We start from the raw sequence: 19257 nt of genomic DNA, 5'->3' as shown, positions 1-19257 counted from the left end.
CGCTAGAGGCAGATTAAACCGTTTGAGCCATCAACCACGCTGGTAACTCGCGTTTTGTCCAGCGGGCAAAACCCATTTTCTCAGCGAGATAAAAACGTCGGTAGGCACTGACCGCATCGCCACGGATTTTGTATTCATCCGGCATCGCTTGAGCAAACTCGGTCAGCCCAATCGATGGATACGTGTGCTGCTGAATCAGCTCCAATACTGCCATAGATTTGTGGTCTACCGATTTATCGTAACGAAACTTATATTCTGTATTCAATTCACGAACAAGCTCGGTCAACCAGAGAAAATTATCGTAAGATTCTTCAACCCACAAAACACAAGGATGTTTCAAGTGAGTTGACTTGTAAGGTGTCTCAAAACCCTTTTTATTCAAAGCTGTACATAGCAATTGTACGCTTTCCAGAATCATTTTGACGACGTGTTGATCGCAATGATATTGCGCACATAACTTAATATCGTCATCCAGAATAAAAATATTCACGCCCCAACTCCCACGCTGCGATTTCCATAAACCTTCTTCTTACGCAAAAGTGGCGCGCAGGATCGATCAAATAGGTTGATTGAGCTATTTTTCGACACTAACTGGATAAGACAGCGAACATTGCGCCAATAATTGGGTGACGGCCCGCTGTTGATACCAATTATTAAACACCAGCTCACAGGCCGATACGTTCAATCTGCCAAATGAATGTTGGCGAAACTGCTGACACAGTTTACGCAGCGCTTTAGCATCATTCATAGGCGAACGGAAGCGTACTGCGCTGGCATGTGCGGTGACCAACTTATAGCGGCTATCGACGCTCGTTCTTAGTCCTGATTTTTTAAAACCACTCCTCAATTGATCGCGCAATTGACTCAACCCATTTCCGATGGGGTACCCCTGAATCACGATACATTCCGGCGAAGCACTGACTCCGCGAAATTCAATTTCTATCGGCTCAACGTGACTTAAAGCTTGCAGAAACACATCCGCATAGTGGTCAATGTCGATATCCGACAACTGAAAACCCGCTTCACAAGAGATAACCGACAACAGGGTTAAATGAAGTTCGTTTTGCGGATAGAAATATTGCTCTGGTTCCAGCTTTCGGACCTGATGCAAAAACTCGTCGATATTTGCCGTCACTAACGGGCTGTTGGGTTGCAAATAGGCGAGCGCAGTAATACCCCGACGCGTATCGGCTTTATCTTTGAGATAAGGATCCTGCACATACCGCTCATCACGAACGGCTTCACTGAAGCTGTCCCACATGTTTTGGTAAATGGATTCTATCATTGCAAGCAATTGGCTGATCTATAGGCCACTATGATACCCAGCAACACGATGGCCTTTGTTAAGCGAGCGACAAACCACCATCGACCACCAACGTATGCCCGACGATATAACTCGCTTTTGCTGAAATTAAAAACTCAACGGCGTCGACGATTTCATCAGGTCGGGCAAAACGTTCCATCGGTACCACTGCAGATACATCGTCACGTATTGAGGGGACTTCTAACTGGCGTTCATCCCATCTTGGCGTCCAGGTAACACCTGGTGCAACGGCGTTGATACGGATGCCTTGGGCAATATTTTCCAGAGCCAACGAACGAGTCAGCCCTTCCAGAGCATGCTTGGCGGCACTGTACATGGCTGCATTTGGCGTTGGTCTCAGGCCATTGACTGAGCTGATATTGACAATCGAGGCACCAGACGACATCAAGCCAAGTTCATACTTCAGGCATAACGCTTGTGCCCAAAAATCCTGATTGAGCGTATCTTTGAGCAGGTAGTCGGCGACAGTCTCATACGCACCGCGCGATGCCAATGCTGGTGAAGCATTATTCACCGCGACATCCAGTTTCCCATACCGCGCGTCGATAGTGCCGAAGAAGCAAATGACCGCCTGTTCATCAGCAATATCCAAGGCGTGATAATCGACGGATTCCAATTGGGGATAATGCGCCACAGCCTGTTGCCAGGTCGTTGGGTTTCGCGAGCAAGTGATAACCTGATAGCCAAGGGCCAACAAACGCAAAACCATTTCAAGGCCGATGCCTTTCGAGCCTCCAGTCACTAGCGCAGCTTTCATCGACTTCTCCTATATATTCCTTTTCATGTCTGAGCGAATTACATCTCTTCGCTGTAGCGATCCCTGCCGATTCGGCCAAGATGCGTGTGGGTAAAGCCACTGCCGTATTTCAACCCATAGCCCAGCGCTCTATCAAACCCGATATGCGCGATCCAGATTGTGGCTAACGACAAAGCTAAAGATCCCCCAAGAATTACGCCAACAGCGGCCAATCCCAGTGGGATAAGTAGAGAATGCGTGATGTTATAAGCGACTGCGCCTACTACAGGGTTGAACAGATAACCTAGCAGCGCGATATCAGGCACAAGAAACAGCCAGCCAAACAAGCTCCAGCTAAATCCGGAGGTAGAGTAGAAAAGCAAAGAAATCAGAAGGATACAAAGCCCTTCCAAACGCAGTAAAATTTTAGGCTGACCAGTAACAAATGACATGTTGATTCCTTGCAACCCTCGATGCCTGAAAGAGCACCGGAAAGACTTTTAATTAGTACCACGATACCCGTGAAGCGCCATAGAAAACGGCGATAGTGAGAAATTTGAAGGGGCTTGGCCTGCTCAATATTGCAGGCCAAAGAAAGGATTATCAGGTAAACGTATTGATATACAGCGCTTCAACCTTATCTCTTGCCCACTGTGTCTTTCTTAAAAACTTGAGTGACGATTTGATCGACGGATCATTCTCAAAACAGTTCACTCGGACTTCGCGATACAAACCATTCCAACCATAATGTTCAACTAAACGAGTCAGGATTTTCTCAAGGGTTAATCCATGCAACGGATTATTAGGTTGTGGTTGGCTCATCAATTCTATTCCAATATCGAAGTAATTCGCCGCTGAATACCAGCGGCACAAGCGGGCAGTCTAACAGATTCGAAGCATTCCACCCTATTCCTTTGTTCAAGGCTGGCGAGCCTTAATCATTTGCCTGTAAAGGCAACGAACCATTCATTGGGCATTAGATTGAACGATTGACGTTAAGCAACACTGAAAAGCGCGCAGACTACGGACAGTATTGCATACTCTTTAACTGTTACCTCATCTCTGTTTTTATACTCAGCCAAGCACTCTTTGATCGTTTCTGCCGTCACTGGTTTACCGCTGACAACGAATCCTTGCTCGGTAAGTTGTACCAGCTCTTCACGATATGTCGCAGCATGAACATCAATATAGGTGAGTGTGGTTTCTTTTTGCAAAAATTGTACGGTGACCATCAAGGCTCCTTTTCCGTGACACATAAAACGACGCATTCAGACTGTTCACGCCACGTTGAGAGCTATGGGTTCATACACATTGTCGATGTAGCCATACGCTAGCATAGACGACATCAGGATTGGAGAGAGTGAACGCTGAAACAAGCGATCAGCTACAGTTATTCTCCTGCATAACGAGTTTTTTATAAATTAAACGACAATCAAGAAGTTAGTTTAATGTCCGCGCGATGCGCGATCTCCGTATCAAAACCATCAATACTATTTTGGTTTTTCTTCAGCCAGTATTGCTCAATACCTTCCACGCCTTGGCGATCTGACCATTTAGCCAAGTCATCGCGGTCGCCCTCATAATTGAAATAAGGTACTGACATTCCGCACGATGACTGCACCATATCAATATCCAAAAGAAAGATTTGGCGCGATGCGACACTGGCCGGAAAGAGCCCGACATACTGAGGCCATTCACTATCCTTACTGTGCAGTACTTTAGCTTCACCGTAAGCACGCAGAATCAAAGGAGCACCATCAAATGCACAGAACATCACCGTCATTCGCGTATTTCTAAGCACGTGTGCCGCGGACTCGTTTCCACTCCCGGTCAAATTCAACCAAGCAATTTGCGTTGGACTGATCACTCTTAGTGAATCACCGCCTTTAGGAGAGATATTGACCCGCCCACTCTCTGCCGCCGTTCCCACAAAGTAGATCTTCTGCTGTGCGATAAACTCGATATGTTGATCCGATAATGAAGAAAATTGCTTACCCATGCGGATGCCTCCCTGACGTGATATTGATTTCCATGAAGAAGAAGTTGACGACCAAGCCATACTAACGGCTCTTGTTATGCATTGGATAGCATTATTGAGTCATTTTTTCGGTATCGGTTGGGTCAGAACCCGACTTGTCGGTCCACTCATTAAATTAAATAGTTTGTTACATTTACTAACAATAAATATAATAACCATTCTTATTTGGTTTAACTGAGATATTCATAGATGAAAAAATTCCTTCTGCTGCCACTCCTTCTGAGCGCAAGCCTGCCAGCACTGGCTGACACTCCTACTTTCGAGATTGAAATTAAGGATCACCAATTCCACCCAGCACAACTCGAGATTCCGGCACATCAACAGGTAAAACTGATTGTGAAAAACCTTGATGACACGGCTGAAGAATTTGAAGGTGAAGATTTCCATGCTGAAAAAGTGATCGCAGGCCACGGTGAAGCAACCATTTTGGTTGGTCCTTTCGGCCCGGGCGAATTTGAGTTTATCGGTGAATTTCATGAAGACACCGCTAAAGGTGCTTTGATCGTTAAGTAAGTGAGGAAGACTCATGCTGAGTTCCGCAATTATTGTCTTTCGAGAGGTGCTGGAAGCCGCGCTTATTGTCACGATTCTGATGGCAGCCACTAAAGGCTTACCTGGCCGAACTCGCTGGATTTTCGGAGGTGTCACCGCTGGTCTCTTTGGCGCTTTAGCCGTCGCCTTCTCCGCAGGTGCCATTGCGTCAACATTTGAAGGTATGGGGCAAGAACTGTTTAATGCTGGTATCTTGTTGACGGCAGTATTGATGCTTGCATGGCACAACATCTGGATGTCAAAGCATGCTCGCGAACTAGTAGCTCACTTAAAGCAGGTCAGCTCCAAAGTGAACGAAGGCTCATTGCCACTTTACTTCCTATCTGTGGCCACTGGCCTTGCGGTACTACGCGAAGGTTCGGAAGTGGTTCTGTTCCTTTATGGTGTCGCGGCTGGCGGTGATTCGGGTATATCGCTGCTGACAGGCGGAATCTTTGGCGTCGTTTCGGGCATCATTGCAGGTGCTCTGCTCTACTTCGGCCTCTTACGCATTCCGACTCATCTGCTGTTCAAAGTGACGGGCTGGATGATTCTGTTCTTAGCTGCAGGCCTCGCGGCATCAGCAGCTGGTTATTTGATGCAAGCGGGCATTCTGACCGCTCAGGCACCATTATGGAACTCCAGTTCTATCTTGTCTGAACGTTCAATCGCTGGTCAGCTACTGCATATTTTGGTTGGCTATCAAGCTCGGCCAACTGCGATTCAGCTTGCTTTTTACCTCGCTACCCTTGTGCTTATCTCTGTTGGCATGCGTTGGGCGAGTCGTTCTGAGTCCGCATCACGCAAAGTTTCCAAAATCTAAATCTCTCTACGGCTCCTTCGGGGCCGTATTTTCCCCTGCCAAATCCTCTGCCTCTATTTGTCAAAAACACCCACCTCAAGAACTGGAATACTACCGACGAAATTGTTAAATGGCCGAACACATCTGCGCGAGTTCGCTGACAAGTAACTTCGTATGAAATTGAGGGACGAGAGCTCTAGAAGGTATTTGAACTAAGAGACGAAGAATTCCAGAAAAGAAAAAAGGAGAGCAAATGCTCTCCTTCTCTTAAACCGGTTCTGCTAATTACAGAGCAGCTTTCGCTTTTTCTACAAGAACAGCAAACGCTGCTTTGTCGAATACTGCGATATCAGCCAGGATCTTACGGTCGATCTCGATTGATGCTTTCTTAAGACCGTTGATGAAACGGCTGTAAGATAGACCATTTTGACGAGAAGCCGCGTTGATACGTGCAATCCACAGTTGACGGAATTGACGTTTCTTAGCGCGACGGTCACGGTAAGCGTATTGACCAGCTTTAGTAACTGCTTGGAAAGCTACGCGGTAAACACGTGAACGTGCACCGTAGTAACCTTTAGCTTGTTTCAGAACTTTCTTATGACGTGCACGAGCTTGTACACCACGTTTTACGCGAGGCATTATGCTTCTCCTAAACTAAACGAATTAAAAACTAAAAACAAATTAAGCGTATGGCAGACAACGAACGATACCCGCAACTTCACATTTAGGAAGAATTGAGTTTGGACGTAGTTGACGTTTGTTCTTAGTTGTACGCTTAGTCAGGATGTGACGTTTGGTAGCGTGTTTGAACTTAAAACCACCAGCAGTTTTCTTGAAACGCTTAGCAGCACCTTTGTTGTTTTTCATCTTAGGCATGATGAATAACTCCGCATTGTAGTAGTTTAATAAACAACGTAATTAGGGCGAATAAAACCCAACCTCGTTACCTTAAGCAACTCGGCCAGGTTTATTACTTGCAAGCCGTTAATTACTTCTTCTTAGGGGCTAGAACCATGATCATCTGACGACCTTCAATCTTCGTTGGGAAAGATTCCACAACAGCAAATTCTGCAGTGTCCTCTTTCAAACGATTCAGAACGTCAACACCGATGTCTTGGTGAGCCATCTCTCGGCCACGGAAGCGAATTGTTACTTTCACTTTGTTGCCTTCTTCAAGGAAACCGGTCAGGTTGCGTAGTTTTACCTGATAGTCTCCAATATCAGTCCCAGGACGGAATTTAACTTCCTTAATCTGGATCTGTTTTTGCTTCTTCTTCTGCTCTTTAGCAGCTTTGCTCTTTTCGAAGAGGAATTTGCCATAGTCCATTACACGACAGACTGGTGGCTCGGCGTTAGGGCTGATCTCTACAAGATCCATACCAGCTTCTTCGGCTGCTGCTAGTGCTTCTTGGATCGAAACGATACCAACAGACTCACCGTCAGCGCCTGTTAAACGAACTTCACGAACGCCACGAATTTCACCGTTTAAACGGTGCTGGTTTTGTTTGGCCGGTACTTGGCCACGTCTTCCGCCTTTAATAGTTTATTCCTCCAGATTTAACTTACGGGCAGCAATCTCGGTCTGGATATGTGAAATAAAGTCATCCAGTTTAAACTTACCAAGATCTTTACCTTTACGTGTACGTACTGCAATTTCTCCGGCTTCCATTTCTTGGTCGCCACAAACCAACATGTACGGGACACGCTTTAAAGTGTGTTCGCGGATTTTAAAGCCTATCTTCTCATTTCTCAAGTCCGCTTTTGCTCGAATACCACATTTTTGTAGCTTTTGAGCCACTTCCTGAGCGTAATCAGCTTGTTTGTCTGTAATATTTACGACAACTGCTTGCTCTGGCGCCAACCAAGTTGGGAAGAAACCTGCGTATTCTTCGATAAGAATACCGATAAAACGCTCTAATGAGCCTAAAATCGCGCGGTGAATCATTACAGGTACCAAACGCTCGTTGTTCTCACCTACGTATGTTGCGCCTAGACGCGAAGGCAGGTTGAAGTCGAGTTGCACAGTACCACACTGCCACGCACGGTCCAGACAGTCGTATAGCGTGAATTCGATCTTAGGACCGTAGAATGCACCCTCACCCTCTTGAATTTCGTAAGCGATACCCATCGCTTCCAGAGAGTATTTCAGTGCTTCTTCTGATTTGTCCCAAATCTCATCACTACCTACGCGTTTTTCTGGGCGAGTAGACAGTTTCACGGCAATGTTTTCGAAACCGAAAGTAGTGTATGTGTCGTACACCATCTTGATGCACGATGTCACTTCTTCCTGAATTTGGTCTTCAGTACAGAAGATATGAGCATCGTCCTGAGTAAAGCCACGAACACGCATGATACCGTGCAGCGAACCCGATGGCTCGTTACGGTGACATGAACCAAATTCTGCCATACGCAGTGGCAGATCGCGGTACGATTTCAGACCTTGGTTAAAGATCTGCACGTGACCCGGACAGTTCATTGGCTTGATTGCGTAATCACGGTTCTCAGATGACGTTGTAAACATCGCATCTGCGTATTTGTCCCAGTGACCTGAACGTTCCCAAAGAACGCGATCCATCATCAGAGGACCTTTTACTTCCTGGTAACCGTATTCTGTCAGCTTGTGACGAATAAAGACTTCCAGATCACGGAAAATAGACCAGCCATTGTGATGCCAGAACACCATACCTGGTGCTTCTTGCTGCATATGGAACAGGTCAAGCTGCTTACCGATCTTACGGTGGTCACGTTTCGCCGCTTCTTCCAGACGAGTCAGGTGAGCTTGCAGCGCTTTTTTATCGTGGAACGCAGTACCGTAGATACGTTGTAGCATTTTGTTATTGCTGTCGCCACGCCAGTAGGCACCTGCCACGTTCAACAGTTTGAAGTGTTGGCAGAAGCCCATATTTGGCACATGCGGACCGCGACACATGTCGATGTATTCTTCATGGTGGTAAAGACCAGGACGATCATCGCGAGCAACGTTTTGGTCCAAGATTTCCATCTTGTATGGTTCTTGGCGCGCTTCAAATGTGTCACGCGCTTCCTGCCAGCTGACTTTATTTTTAACAACCTGATATTTGGTTTTCGCCAGCTCTTTCATGCGAGCTTCGATCTTCTCGATGTCGTCTTGTGACAGAGATTCTTCTAGATCGATATCGTAGTAGAAGCCGCTATCGATAGTTGGACCGATCGCCATTTTTGCTTGTGGGTAAAGTTGCTTCAGCGCATGGCCAAGCAAGTGGGCACAAGAGTGACGAACAATTTCCAGACCATCGACTTCATCTTTCGTGGTGATGATTTCAAGGCTTGCGTCGTTTTCGATCAAATCGCACGCATCAACACGAACACCATCAACACGGCCTGCAATGGTCGCTTTCGCCAGACCAGGACCGATAGATTGTGCAACTTCTAGAGTAGAAACCGGGTTGTCAAATTGACGCTGACTGCCGTCAGGAAGAGTAATAATAGGCATGAGATATCCTTACAGTGGTGTTGCACACTAAGCAACACATGTTCAGTTTGATTAAGTGAGCCATCGATGATCACTCGGTAACACGAATACCGGATTATCAACGGAAACCGAATTGTACCTAGCTCACATAACGAATGTAAAGTAAGAATATTTCAGGGAAAAGAAAAAGCCCGCAGATTATCCGCGGGCTCTCTTTATATATAGCAGCGTGAACTATTACGCTTCAGTGCGACGACGGCTGTGACCGCGTTCACCACGATGGTTACCACGGTGATCGCCACCACGGTTGCGATCGAAACGACGCTCACCACCTTCACGGCTGCCGCCTTCGCGGTTACCACGGAAGCCACCTTCACGACGACCACCTTCGCGGCTACCACCTTCACGGTTACCACGGAAACCACCTTCACGACGGCTGTTACCGCCTTCGCGACGACCACGAGACTCACGGAAGTCATCGAAATCACATACAACAGCGCCAACTTCTTTCTGACGAATACGCAGCTTACGCAGTTTACCCGTGACATCAGCAGACATTTCTTTCGGCAGCTGAACAAATGTGTGGCCTTGAGCCAGTTTGATGGCACCGATAGAGCCTTTAGTCAGACCCAGTTCGTTAGCCAGTGCACCAACGATGTCTTTTACTTGAACGCCTTGATCGCGGCCCACTTGCAGCTGGTATGTTTCCCAGTCAGTGTTTGCAGCGAACTCACCACGGCCACCAAACTCACGACGACCTTCACGACGGTCACCACCTTCACGACGCTCGCGACGACGTGCTTTGTCACGTTCCATTGCTTCTAGCATTGGGTCTTCACCAACGTAGAACAGAGGACGTTTACCTTGCTGACGTTTCAGCAGGATTGCAGCCAGAGTCGTTGCATCCAGTTCCAGAGAAGCTTGCAGTTTCTCAACCAGCTCAGAGAATTTCTCCAGAGAAGTGTGCTCTTTCTCTGCTTCCAGCTCAACAGCCAGTTGGCTCAGACGTGCTTCAGCCACTTTATCGCGGTGTGGAAGTTGGATCTCTTCCATAGAAGAACGAGTAACACGTTCGATAGTACGTAGCATGCGGATTTGGTTAGTACGAACCAGCAGGATCGCTTTACCTTTACGTCCAGCACGACCAGTACGGCCGATACGGTGGATGTATGATTCCACATCGAACGGAATGTCGTAGTTAAATACGTGAGTGATACGTGGCACATCAAGACCACGAGCAACAACATCAGTTGCTACCAGAATATCGATCACGCCTTGTTTGATATGATCAACAGTACGCTCACGCAGAGACTGCGGAATGTCACCGTGTAGTGCCGCAGCTTTGAAGCCACGTGCACATAGCCAATCAGCCAGGCGCTCAGTATCTTGGCGAGTACGTACGAACACGATAGACGCGTCAGTTTCTTCAGTTTCAAGAAGACGAGCCATCGCTTCATCTTTCTCTACGCCTTTTACAACCCAGAATTGCTGCTCTACTTTAGCAACAGTTTGGTTAGAACCGGCAACGTCAACACGAGCAGGTTCACGTAGGAAGCGATCAACGATGTCTTTTACCATTGGAGGCATGGTTGCAGAGAACAGAACACGCTGTGCTGTTTCTGGTGCTTGTTCCATGATCCAAGTTACGTCGTCAACGAAGCCCATTTTCAGCATTTCATCCGCTTCATCCAGAACGAATGTATGACATTCGTCCAGGTGCAGACGTTCACGGCTGATCAGGTCTTTAACGCGGCCTGGAGTACCGACAACGATATGTGCGCCAGATTTAAGAGCGCGCATTTGATCTACGATAGAAGCACCACCGTAGATTTCTAGAACTTTCAAACCCTTGATGTTCTGACCCAGATTTTTAATTTCTGCCGCTACCTGGATAGCCAGTTCGCGGGTTGGAGCCATTACGATTGCTTGTGGCTTGTACTGAGACAAATCCAATTTGTTCAGTAGTGGCAGCGAGAATGCTGCGGTTTTGCCTGTACCTGTTTGTGCTTTACCTAGTGCGTCGCGGCCTTCCAGAAGAAGAGGAATTGCAGCAGCCTGAATTGGAGTTGGAGAAACGAAGCCCATTTCGTTAAGGGCAGAAAGGATTGCACTGTTTAGTGCTAAGTCACTGAATTGAATGACAGATTCTTGCATGGGGATCCCACTAAAATAATGAATAACCAAGGTCCCACGTGCTTTACCATTCCAACTAATCCAAGAAAGTTGCTGAATCCGTTCAGATGCGGACGAGTATCAAAAAGCATCAAGCCACTAGGGACATCTAAGGGAGGCGGATTATTCCCTAAACGCATAAAAAAAGCTAGAAAAAATTGAAATTCATCACAATTTTTTCTCAGTAGTGATAAAATGCCGCCTCAGTAACGTGCTAACAGCCCTAATTCCAAGAAATTAGCTGATAATTTCAGCAATTAAACTAGGTTCAACCAGCGCTGAAAATCACGTTTTCGGTAGTAATAATCATAGTCAATGATTATAGTGTGCCCAATTAACCGAGTCAGAAATAAAAAAGATGTTTCAAGATAACCCGCTACTTGCCCAATTAAAGCAACAGATTCAAGAAAACCTGCCAAAAAAAGAAGGTCAAATTAAAGCGACCGACAAAGGTTTTGGTTTTCTCGAAGTCGACAGTAAAACCAGCTTCTTTATTCCGCCACCATACATGAAGAAATGTATGCATGGCGACAAAGTGGTGGCCATCATCCGTACGGAGAAAGAGCGCGAAGTCGCTGAGCCGCAAGAACTGATCGAACAATCGCTGAACCGCTTTATCGGCCGGGTTAAACTCCACAAAGGCAAACTGAACGTTGCTCCGGATCACCCGCAACTAAAAAAAATGCCGCTCAAGGCAAAGACCAAGAAAGGTCTGAACCCTGAAGATTTTAAAGAGGGCGATTGGGTTGTCGCCCATCTGACTCGTCATCCGCTGAAAGACGACAATGGTTTCTTTGCCGAGATTTCAGAAAAAATCACCGACGCCGATGACAAGATTGCACCTTGGTGGGTGACGTTGGCCGAAAACGATCTGCCAAACTGCGAACCTGCAGGAATCGAAAACTGGGAACTTAAGGACGACGCCGATCTTGAGCGTACGGATCTGACGACTATTCCATTCGTCACCATTGATGGTGAGTCAACCAAAGATATGGACGATGCGCTGTATGCGAAGAAGCTGGAAAACGGTAGTTTCGCTCTTACTATTGCTATCGCCGATCCGACCGCCTACATCACACCTGAAGATGATATGGATAAAGTGGCGCGCGAACGTGGCTTCACTATCTATCTACCTGGCCGCAACATTCCAATGTTGCCACGCGATCTGGCAGATGAATTGTGTTCATTGATCGAAAATGAAGTGCGCCCTGCCCTGTGCTGCACGGTAACCGTCGATAAAGATGGTGTGATTGGTGATGACATTCGCTTCTTTGCAGCCAACATTAAGTCGCATGCCCGTCTGGTCTACGATCACGTTTCAGACTGGCTCGAAACGGGCTCAAGCGACGCCTGGCAACCAAGTGAAGAGATTGCTCAGGTTGTCCGTGACCTTTACGAGTTTTCTCAGGCACGTGCAAACTGGCGTGAGACACACGCGGTTGTTTTCCCTGATCGCCCTGACTATCGTTTCGAACTGAGTGAAGACAACGATGTCGTCGCCATTCACGCCGATTCTCGTCGCACGGCAAACCGTCTGGTTGAAGAATCGATGATTACCGCGAATATCTGTGCAGGTAAAACACTACAGGCCGCATTTGGTACTGGTGTGTTCAACACACACGCTGGCTTTAAGCCGGAGAAAGTCGCGGATATCGTTGAGCTGATGAACTCGCACGGAGCACAATGCAGCGAAGAGAGCGTAAACACGGTTGAAGGTTTTGCCGCTTTGCGTCGCTGGCTGTCTACCCAAGAGACTTCTTATCTGGATAACCGTATCCGTAAGAGCCAGAGCTACAGTGAAATTGGTAACCAACCACTGCCTCATTTTGCAATGGGCCTGGACGTTTATGCGACCTGGACATCACCGATTCGTAAGTACGGCGACATGATCAACCATCGCATGCTGAAAGCACATATTCTGGGTAAAGAATCTGTGCAAAAGCCAGATGAAACAGTTGGCGAAGAACTGGCTCTGCACCGCAAACACCATAAGATTGCAGAACGCAACGTGGCTGACTGGTTGTATGCCCGCACTCTGGCAGAAGAGCCAGCAAAAGAGACTCGCTTCACCGCTGAAATCTTCGATATCAACCGTCCTGGCATGCGTGTTCGCTTACTAGAAAACGGCGCAATGGCTTTCATCCCTGGCGCGCTGATTGTTGATAATAAAGAGCGTATCGAGTGTAACGGCGAAGAAGGTACAGTATCCATCGATAAAGAAGTCGTGTACAAACTGGGCGATACGCTGGAAGTGGTTCTGACTGAAGTAAATCAAGAAAACCGCAGCGTAGTGGCTAAGCCGACTCAGGTTTTTGCAGATGCGCCAGCCGCTCCAGAAGCCACCGAAGAGCCAACCGAGGCTTAATTATTAACGCTCAAAAAAGGCATTCAAATGAATGCCTTTTTTATTGTCCCCGTTTTGTCCATCAGAACCAGAAATAGGATTTAGGGTCTTTTTCTACTTCCCGAATCAACGCGGTCAGATCACCACTTTTGGATAAATAAGGGTATGGCATCCATTCCGGAGATTCACCCAGACCAGAAGGTACATACAACGCCCACAGCCGGGACTCTTCTTCCCAGACCACTTTGGCCACCGGGCTGGTGTAATCACAATGGGCCGAGTCCAACTTGAAGTGGCTCTGAATAAACTGCACCCCATTTTCAATGGATTCAAATCCGGATTTGCCCAATTCCGCGGGTAAACTCTGATTTCGATTGTGACAAACCAGCTCCGCTCTTCGTTCTATCTGACGCTGCAGTAAACTAATAACCGCCATGACTCCCTCAACGCCTTACTCAACCCGCCGACCGACTCAGTATCTCCTGAAAGAACTGAATTTTCTATGATCTCAATGTGTTTTGAGTATAACCCATCCCCCTTAAACCGGAGACATTTCACACAATCCCATGGGAACAGGCTGATGATTCACAAAAATGTCATCTAAGCGACATAACATAATGCCCTGTTCTATTACCTATTTTTGGAGTTCACTTATGCTACGGGTCGCGCTTGCTGCTCTTTGCTCACTTTCTCTTTTGACCTCTTTTGCGCAAGCGAGCGAGATTAATGTCTCTGGTTCCACGTCGGTTGCCCGCATCATGGATGTGCTCGCAGAAGAATACAATGCAACACACCCGAATAGTTACATCGCGGTTCAAGGTGTCGGTTCTACCGCAGGGATCACTCTGCTGAAAAAAGGCGTGGCGCACATTGCCATGAGTTCTCGTTATCTGACCGAAAGCGAAGAAGAGGATTCTCTCAATACCTTTTTACTTGCTTATGATGGTTTGGCGGTCGTGGTGAACCGCGCGAATCCTGTCAGCGATCTGTCGCGTGAACAGCTGTATGACATTTACAAAGGCAAAATTAATAACTGGAAGCAAGTCGGCGGTAACGATCAGAAAATCGCAGTAGTAACACGCGAAGCCTCTTCGGGTACCCGTTACAGTTTTGAAAGTCTGCTCGGGCTAACCAAAATCATTAATGATCGTTTGGTGTCGGACATTAACCCAAATAACCTGGTGGTCAACAGCAACAGCATGGTGAAAACTCTGGTTAACCACAACTCGCAGGCGATTGGTTTCATCTCAACAGGCTCAGTAGATAAGTCGGTTAAGGCGATTAAGTTTGAAGGCATCGATGCAACGTCTAAAACCATTGCCGATCACAAATACGCATTGTCACGTCCTTTCCTTATCCTGCACTACACTGACAAGGACAGCAAAGAAGCAAAAGCGTTTCTCGATTTCCTGCGCTCAGAGAGAGCCAAAGCGCTGATTGTCGAGTACGGATACATTCCGGTCGGCGAATATAAATAACGCCCACAAAAAAGGAGAGCCTCAGCTCTCCTTTTTCATTTTTAATACGCTTAAAAGTGCAGTTGAATCACCGAGACCACCACGCAACCGGGGCGGCGAACGCCTTCAATCTCAACCTTTATTTCACGCTCGATTTCCAAGCCTTTCTTGATTGGCGTCACTTTAGACAGCGTACTCACTGCGCGAACCCGACTACCCGATTTCACCGGATAAGGAAAACGTACCGAATTCAGACCAATATTCACGACCAGCTTCGCGGTCGGGAAAAGTGAGTTATCCGCATCCACACTGTCTGTCAGTTTTGGCAGCAGAGCTAACGTCAGAAAACCATGAGCGATCGTTGTTTTAAAAGGCGACTCAGCTTCTGCCCTTTCAGGGTTAGTATGAATCCATTGCATATCTTCCGTGACAGCACCAAATTGGTTAATGCGATCCTGATCCACCAGAATCCAGTCACCCGTATGGATAACTTCACCAATGTTTGGCATCAGTTCGTCATACACAGCCTGAGCTTCTGGCTTAAGCACGATAGGCTCCGGCATCTGTACATCTTCATTCGCTGGCTGATGAAACTCTTTTACCCAAGAGAACAGCTGACGATTGTTGGCTTTGCCTAAGAATTCGTCCCAGTATTCGCGCATAGCAGGAGACACCCACTGCTTAAATTCAGCGTGCTTAACAAGATTTTCTGCACGATGTTTAAATAGATCCGCGACTTTCATCAAAACCTCATTCTTAACTAAGAAGAAATGCTAACGTCCTAATTTTGAAGTACTTCACAGTAACCTGCAAACACTTTCGGGCGTACATGCGTATACTCAACCTTTATTTTTTGTTAATTTTCAAAAGGTTATCAATAAAACATTATTTTATTAGCATTTCAAAAATTAGAGTAAATACACGAGTATTTTGGGCAAACTTTGTTCTGATTTTTCTATTCGGGCTTGTCGTTAACTGTAGACAATGACGCGTCTAATAAGCAAATTTGTTGATTTTTAAAGCAATATGCATTCGACCACCAAATACGGCAAACGTTCTCAATTGACATGAGGCGAGCGGATAATTTCTTCGTCCACCCAATGCAGCAGCTTTTTGATTGCTTTCGACAGTACCTGATTCTGACGCACAATATAGCCTAAACTGGCCGAAGGAAAAGTCGGTAAGGGTGTGATGGTGGATTGAAGATTGAGCTTGGGATGCAATGCGAAATCCGGAACAATCGCGATACCGAATCCGGCTTCTGCCCAGTCAATCTGTGCATCGACACTGCCGACTTCCATAATGCGATATTTAGGCAATTTTAAGTCCGGCAATGCCGGATCCATTAAATCTCGCGTGCGGGTATCGTGTCCCAGCAAAATTAAGGTTGGCGCTTCAAGATTATCGACCACCTCCCCGTTCTGCCACGCTTCCAAGCCATTTCCCAACGCGCACCACTTCACCTGCTTAAGCTCAGTAAAATGCAGTGGTTGACTCTCTTTTTGTGCCATCACAAAGCCAAGATCCGCTTTGGCACTCTTGACCAGGTCCGCAGCCTGTGACGACGTCGTATTCAGCAACGTCAGATCTATTCCGGGAAATTCCGACTTAAACGATTGGAACGGTCCAATCAGTAACCAGCGGGAAATAATGTCACTGGCAGCAATGGTGAGAGTGCCTTGGCAAAGGTCGTTAATCGCATTGAGATCGGCTTGGCAACTTTGTAGCTCCATCAACGTATTTTGCGCGCTCTGCAACAAACGTTCACCCGCCTGAGTCAGACGAAAGGGATTACGTTCAATGAGCTTTACCCGTGTGCTCTGTTCAAGCTGTTTGATGTGTAAACTGACGTTTGGCTGGGTCATGTGCAACTCGCTGGCGGCTTTCCCAAAGTGCTCAAGACGAGCCAACGTCACAAATGTGTTGAGCCAGTGGAGATCAAGCATATCAGCTCCTGAACGATAGAAAGGACGGTGAAGGCGCGACCTTCAGTACGATAAGCGCTTACATTCAGTCGTTCAAATTATCCCGATATGAATTTCTTATCAAGCCAATAATGATTATTAATTTTTCTTATTTCAGTCCGCCCCCTAGGATAGGTTGGTAACTTTTGAGGAGATTAAAACATGTCGTCTATCGTTGTTGTGGGTGCAAACTGGGGTGATGAAGGTAAAGGCCGTATTGTGGACTATTTGGCAGATAGCGCCGCAGCGAGCATTCGTTTTCAAGGCGGTAATAACGCCGGCCACACCGTTGTAAATGACTTTGGTACATTCAAACTGCATCAGCTGCCAAGCGGCGTGTTTAACCCAGGTTGTCTTGCCGTTCTCGGCCCAGGTATGGTTATCAGCCCTGCTCCACTTTCTCAGGAGATTGCGGAAGTAAAAGCGGCAGGTGTTGACGTTAACCTATGCATTTCAGATCGTGCGACGCTATGTCTGCCATTACATGCACTGGAAGATACACTGGAAGAAGAACGCCTCGGTGACGGCGCTTACGGTTCAACACGTCAGGGTATCGCGCCAGCATACGGCGACCGCGTCATGAAGAAAGGTATTCTGGTAGGTTGGTTGAAGCAACCAGAAGTATTGCGTGAGCGTATCCAATTCATGCTGGACTGGAAATTGCCTCAATTGAAAGCGCTTTACCCGTCATTCGAATTTTCTCAAACCGCAGAAGAAATGACCGAATGGCTGTTGGAAGTTTCTGCGCCATGGCGCGACGCGATTTGTAACGTGAGTCAACCGCTCAAAGCGCTGCAAGCGAAGGACGAAAACCTGCTGTTTGAAGCGCAGCTGGGCGCGGGTCGTGACTTAGTTTACGGCGAATACCCATGGACAACTTCTTCCAACGTAACGGCTGCCTATGCTGGTTTGGGTAGTGGCTTGCCAGCACTGCGTCCAGAGCGCGTGATTGCAGTAGCAAAATCATTCAGCTCATCAGTGGGTACCGGTACCCTGATCACGGCGATGGAAGAGCAAGACAGCTTCCGTGAAGCGGCAAACGAATACGGTGCAGTAACAGGTCGTCCACGCGATATGGGCTACTTCGATGCTGTAGCGACCCGCAACGGTGTTGAACTGCAAGCAGCAACTGAAGTTGCGCTGACTAAACTAGACTGTCTGAGCGGCATGCAAGATCTGAAAATCTGCGTCAGCTACGCAGGTGAACACAGTGAAAACCCAATTTGGCCACAAACTTCTGCTCTGGCACCGGTTTACGAACAGATGGAAGGCTGGAACGAAGACATCACAGGCTGCCGCACGTTTGAAAGCCTGCCTCTAGCCGCTCAACATTACGTTCAACGTGTTGAAGAACTGATGGGTGTGCCAGTGAAAATGATCTCTGTGGGCCCAGAACGCGCACAAATGATCCTACGCTAATCAAAAACTAGTGAAACTGAGGCCGACAATTCCTGTCGGCCTTTTTTATATCCAAAATCATCGAACGAGCATGACGTCACCGATTAGCTAAATTTGTAAAAAATGGTTGTATATTGCGCAGTTAGCATCATGACGTATTTACATCACTATCATCGACGAGTATAGTTCGTCGCACTACGGAGAGATGGCTGAGTGGTTGAAAGCACCGGTCTTGAAAACCGGCGTACGTTAATAGCGTACCTAGGGTTCAAATCCCTATCTCTCCGCCACATTTAGAAAGCCCGAGCCCTTGATAGACAAGAGCTCGGGCTTTTTCGTTATGGTAACTTTTTTGGCATGATACGTACAAGTGATACGATCATGTTCTTACTCAAAGACCGCAATACAACTTACTACGCTCGTTACTGCTTTTCAAAAGACCTAGTCGAATTAGGTTTTCCTACAGAGCTGAGACTCTCGCTAAGCACCAAAAAACGTTCAGAAGCTATAGATCGACTGATGGTTATCATTAGTCATATCCGAAGCTATATATCGACTTGTGATACCAAGGGTAATATTCCACTTACGATGTAAAGATTAAGGTCTGAGCTAAAAGTCATCCGTCAGAAAAATTTTAGCCCTGTTATAGATGCTCCCCCCCCAACCTGTAAAACCTGTATTGCCTGTATTGGAGGTCAAACCATCTGTTTCACAGCTTCAGATAAACAAACGACTATTAGATGAATTCATTCGATCGAAAGAAGTTGAAGACATTCTCCCTCGGACTATTCAACAACTGGAATCCCGAATTAGCGCCTTTATAAAATACTCTAAGGTGAATACACTTGAAGCTACTACAAAACATGCGATGAATTTTAGAGATGAGTTATTGGGTTCAGTGAATCGCCACTACTTCTGTAGACGACTTTTAGCCTCATTAAAATACTGACGTTCATACTCTAACGGTGATAGCCCATCATTGGAACTATGCTGTCGTTTCGGGTTGTAAAACATCTCTATATAATTAAACACATCCATCT

General features: G+C 46.8%; 21 protein-coding genes and 1 tRNA gene. 6 read left to right on the top strand and 16 right to left on the bottom strand.

Annotated features, from left to right (window positions below; translation table 11 throughout):
* Positions 1-13: 13 nt before the first annotated feature.
* From JIG40_RS20065 to JIG40_RS20035, 7 genes are all read right to left on the bottom strand, one after another.
* Positions 14-490, bottom strand: a complete 477-nt coding sequence (locus JIG40_RS20065) for a pyrimidine dimer DNA glycosylase/endonuclease V (RefSeq protein ID WP_199465952.1) — start codon at positions 488-490, stop codon at positions 14-16.
* An 84-nt stretch (positions 491-574) separates the two neighbouring features.
* Positions 575-1285, bottom strand: coding sequence for a hypothetical protein (locus JIG40_RS20060; RefSeq protein WP_199465951.1), 711 nt, complete (start codon positions 1283-1285; stop codon positions 575-577).
* 58 nt (positions 1286-1343) lie between these two features.
* Positions 1344-2081, bottom strand: a complete 738-nt coding sequence (locus tag JIG40_RS20055; RefSeq protein WP_024374538.1) for an SDR family oxidoreductase — start codon at positions 2079-2081, stop codon at positions 1344-1346.
* A 38-nt stretch (positions 2082-2119) separates the two neighbouring features.
* Positions 2120-2512 carry a DUF4260 domain-containing protein gene (locus JIG40_RS20050; protein ID WP_020328380.1) on the bottom strand — a complete coding sequence of 131 codons (393 nt, stop codon included), beginning with the start codon at positions 2510-2512 and terminating at the stop codon, positions 2120-2122.
* A gap of 151 nt (positions 2513-2663) precedes the next feature.
* Positions 2664-2882 carry a VF530 family protein gene (locus JIG40_RS20045; protein ID WP_020328379.1) on the bottom strand — a complete coding sequence of 73 codons (219 nt, stop codon included), beginning with the start codon at positions 2880-2882 and terminating at the stop codon, positions 2664-2666.
* Between the two features lie 173 nt (positions 2883-3055).
* Entirely contained in the window at positions 3056-3292 is a 237-nt protein-coding gene (locus tag JIG40_RS20040) for a hypothetical protein (RefSeq protein ID WP_024374536.1), read from the bottom strand.
* 200 nt (positions 3293-3492) lie between these two features.
* Entirely contained in the window at positions 3493-4059 is a 567-nt protein-coding gene (locus tag JIG40_RS20035) for a pyridoxamine 5'-phosphate oxidase family protein (RefSeq protein WP_199465950.1), read from the bottom strand.
* 228 nt (positions 4060-4287) lie between these two features.
* Between JIG40_RS20035 and JIG40_RS20030 the strand changes: the two genes are divergently transcribed.
* A complete protein-coding gene (locus tag JIG40_RS20030; protein WP_020328377.1) occupies positions 4288-4611 on the top strand; it encodes a cupredoxin domain-containing protein in 324 nt (107 codons plus the stop codon).
* Positions 4612-4624: 13 nt separating this feature from the next.
* On the top strand, positions 4625-5452 hold the full coding sequence (locus tag JIG40_RS20025) for an FTR1 family protein (protein ID WP_020328375.1): 828 nt from the start codon (positions 4625-4627) through the stop codon (positions 5450-5452).
* Between the two features lie 264 nt (positions 5453-5716).
* Here JIG40_RS20025 and rplT read toward each other — a convergent pair whose 3' ends face one another.
* The 5 genes from rplT to JIG40_RS20000 form a co-directional block, all read right to left on the bottom strand.
* The gene (rplT, locus tag JIG40_RS20020) at positions 5717-6070 is read right to left on the bottom strand and encodes a 50S ribosomal protein L20 (protein WP_004727974.1); all 354 of its coding nucleotides are present in this window, start codon (positions 6068-6070) and stop codon (positions 5717-5719) included.
* Between the two features lie 42 nt (positions 6071-6112).
* Entirely contained in the window at positions 6113-6307 is a 195-nt protein-coding gene (rpmI, locus tag JIG40_RS20015) for a 50S ribosomal protein L35 (protein ID WP_004727973.1), read from the bottom strand.
* 112 nt (positions 6308-6419) lie between these two features.
* Entirely contained in the window at positions 6420-6971 is a 552-nt protein-coding gene (infC, locus tag JIG40_RS20010; protein WP_075989580.1) for a translation initiation factor IF-3, read from the bottom strand.
* 3 nt (positions 6972-6974) lie between these two features.
* On the bottom strand, positions 6975-8903 hold the full coding sequence (gene thrS / locus JIG40_RS20005) for a threonine--tRNA ligase (protein WP_020328371.1): 1929 nt from the start codon (positions 8901-8903) through the stop codon (positions 6975-6977).
* Between the two features lie 216 nt (positions 8904-9119).
* Complete coding sequence (locus tag JIG40_RS20000) at positions 9120-11036, bottom strand: DEAD/DEAH box helicase (RefSeq protein ID WP_020328370.1); 1917 nt, start codon at positions 11034-11036, stop codon at positions 9120-9122.
* A gap of 376 nt (positions 11037-11412) precedes the next feature.
* On the opposite strand from JIG40_RS20000, the gene rnb reads away from it, so the two are divergent.
* Entirely contained in the window at positions 11413-13419 is a 2007-nt protein-coding gene (gene rnb, locus JIG40_RS19995; protein ID WP_020328369.1) for an exoribonuclease II, read from the top strand.
* Positions 13420-13480: 61 nt separating this feature from the next.
* On the opposite strand, the gene JIG40_RS19990 is transcribed toward rnb, so the two are convergent.
* Positions 13481-13834, bottom strand: a complete 354-nt coding sequence (locus tag JIG40_RS19990; RefSeq protein ID WP_199465949.1) for a DUF3024 domain-containing protein — start codon at positions 13832-13834, stop codon at positions 13481-13483.
* 217 nt (positions 13835-14051) lie between these two features.
* Between JIG40_RS19990 and JIG40_RS19985 the strand changes: the two genes are divergently transcribed.
* Positions 14052-14876: a phosphate ABC transporter substrate-binding protein gene (locus JIG40_RS19985; protein ID WP_158152058.1), complete on the top strand. Its 825-nt coding sequence runs from the start codon at positions 14052-14054 to the stop codon at positions 14874-14876.
* Between the two features lie 50 nt (positions 14877-14926).
* Here JIG40_RS19985 and JIG40_RS19980 read toward each other — a convergent pair whose 3' ends face one another.
* Together JIG40_RS19980 and JIG40_RS19975 are read right to left on the bottom strand one after the other, a co-directional pair.
* A complete protein-coding gene (locus JIG40_RS19980; protein WP_032080368.1) occupies positions 14927-15598 on the bottom strand; it encodes a MaoC family dehydratase in 672 nt (223 codons plus the stop codon).
* A gap of 315 nt (positions 15599-15913) precedes the next feature.
* Positions 15914-16801, bottom strand: coding sequence for a LysR family transcriptional regulator (locus tag JIG40_RS19975; RefSeq protein WP_020328364.1), 888 nt, complete (start codon positions 16799-16801; stop codon positions 15914-15916).
* A 180-nt stretch (positions 16802-16981) separates the two neighbouring features.
* Here JIG40_RS19975 and JIG40_RS19970 point away from each other — a divergent pair, with 180 nt between their 5' ends.
* Together JIG40_RS19970 and JIG40_RS19965 are read left to right on the top strand one after the other, a co-directional pair.
* Complete coding sequence (locus JIG40_RS19970) at positions 16982-18238, top strand: adenylosuccinate synthetase (protein WP_024375570.1); 1257 nt, start codon at positions 16982-16984, stop codon at positions 18236-18238.
* Between the two features lie 178 nt (positions 18239-18416).
* Positions 18417-18507 (top strand) — tRNA-Ser (locus tag JIG40_RS19965).
* 619 nt (positions 18508-19126) lie between these two features.
* Here JIG40_RS19965 and JIG40_RS19960 read toward each other — a convergent pair.
* Positions 19127-19257: IS3 family transposase (locus JIG40_RS19960; protein ID WP_199464714.1), on the bottom strand; the 131-nt coding region annotated here is incomplete at its 5' end.

Source organism: Vibrio sp. bablab_jr001 (genome assembly GCF_016464285.1).
GTDB classification, from domain to species: domain Bacteria; phylum Pseudomonadota; class Gammaproteobacteria; order Enterobacterales; family Vibrionaceae; genus Vibrio; species Vibrio fluvialis.
The sequence above is the reverse complement of the archived record's forward strand: the minus strand, read 5'-3'. Positions and strand labels throughout refer to the sequence as shown.

Bases quoted from the DNA above. Each gene is read 5' to 3' on its own strand.
- JIG40_RS20060 (WP_199465951.1), bottom strand. From the start codon at position 1,285: ATGATAGAATCCATTTACCAAAACATGTGGGACAGCTTCAGTGAAGCC.
- JIG40_RS20055 (WP_024374538.1), bottom strand. From the start codon at position 2,081: ATGAAAGCTGCGCTAGTGACTGGAGGCTCGAAAGGCATCGGCCTTGAA.
- JIG40_RS20050 (WP_020328380.1), bottom strand. From the start codon at position 2,512: ATGTCATTTGTTACTGGTCAGCCTAAAATTTTACTGCGTTTGGAAGGG.
- JIG40_RS20045 (WP_020328379.1), bottom strand. From the start codon at position 2,882: ATGAGCCAACCACAACCTAATAATCCGTTGCATGGATTAACCCTTGAG.
- JIG40_RS20040 (WP_024374536.1), bottom strand. From the start codon at position 3,292: ATGGTCACCGTACAATTTTTGCAAAAAGAAACCACACTCACCTATATT.
- JIG40_RS20035 (WP_199465950.1), bottom strand. From the start codon at position 4,059: ATGGGTAAGCAATTTTCTTCATTATCGGATCAACATATCGAGTTTATC.
- JIG40_RS20030 (WP_020328377.1), top strand. From the start codon at position 4,288: ATGAAAAAATTCCTTCTGCTGCCACTCCTTCTGAGCGCAAGCCTGCCA.
- JIG40_RS20025 (WP_020328375.1), top strand. From the start codon at position 4,625: ATGCTGAGTTCCGCAATTATTGTCTTTCGAGAGGTGCTGGAAGCCGCG.
- rplT (WP_004727974.1), bottom strand. From the start codon at position 6,070: ATGCCTCGCGTAAAACGTGGTGTACAAGCTCGTGCACGTCATAAGAAA.
- rpmI (WP_004727973.1), bottom strand. From the start codon at position 6,307: ATGCCTAAGATGAAAAACAACAAAGGTGCTGCTAAGCGTTTCAAGAAA.
- thrS (WP_020328371.1), bottom strand. From the start codon at position 8,903: ATGCCTATTATTACTCTTCCTGACGGCAGTCAGCGTCAATTTGACAAC.
- JIG40_RS20000 (WP_020328370.1), bottom strand. From the start codon at position 11,036: ATGCAAGAATCTGTCATTCAATTCAGTGACTTAGCACTAAACAGTGCA.
- rnb (WP_020328369.1), top strand. From the start codon at position 11,413: ATGTTTCAAGATAACCCGCTACTTGCCCAATTAAAGCAACAGATTCAA.
- JIG40_RS19990 (WP_199465949.1), bottom strand. From the start codon at position 13,834: ATGGCGGTTATTAGTTTACTGCAGCGTCAGATAGAACGAAGAGCGGAG.
- JIG40_RS19985 (WP_158152058.1), top strand. From the start codon at position 14,052: ATGCTACGGGTCGCGCTTGCTGCTCTTTGCTCACTTTCTCTTTTGACC.
- JIG40_RS19980 (WP_032080368.1), bottom strand. From the start codon at position 15,598: ATGAAAGTCGCGGATCTATTTAAACATCGTGCAGAAAATCTTGTTAAG.
- JIG40_RS19975 (WP_020328364.1), bottom strand. From the start codon at position 16,801: ATGCTTGATCTCCACTGGCTCAACACATTTGTGACGTTGGCTCGTCTT.
- JIG40_RS19970 (WP_024375570.1), top strand. From the start codon at position 16,982: ATGTCGTCTATCGTTGTTGTGGGTGCAAACTGGGGTGATGAAGGTAAA.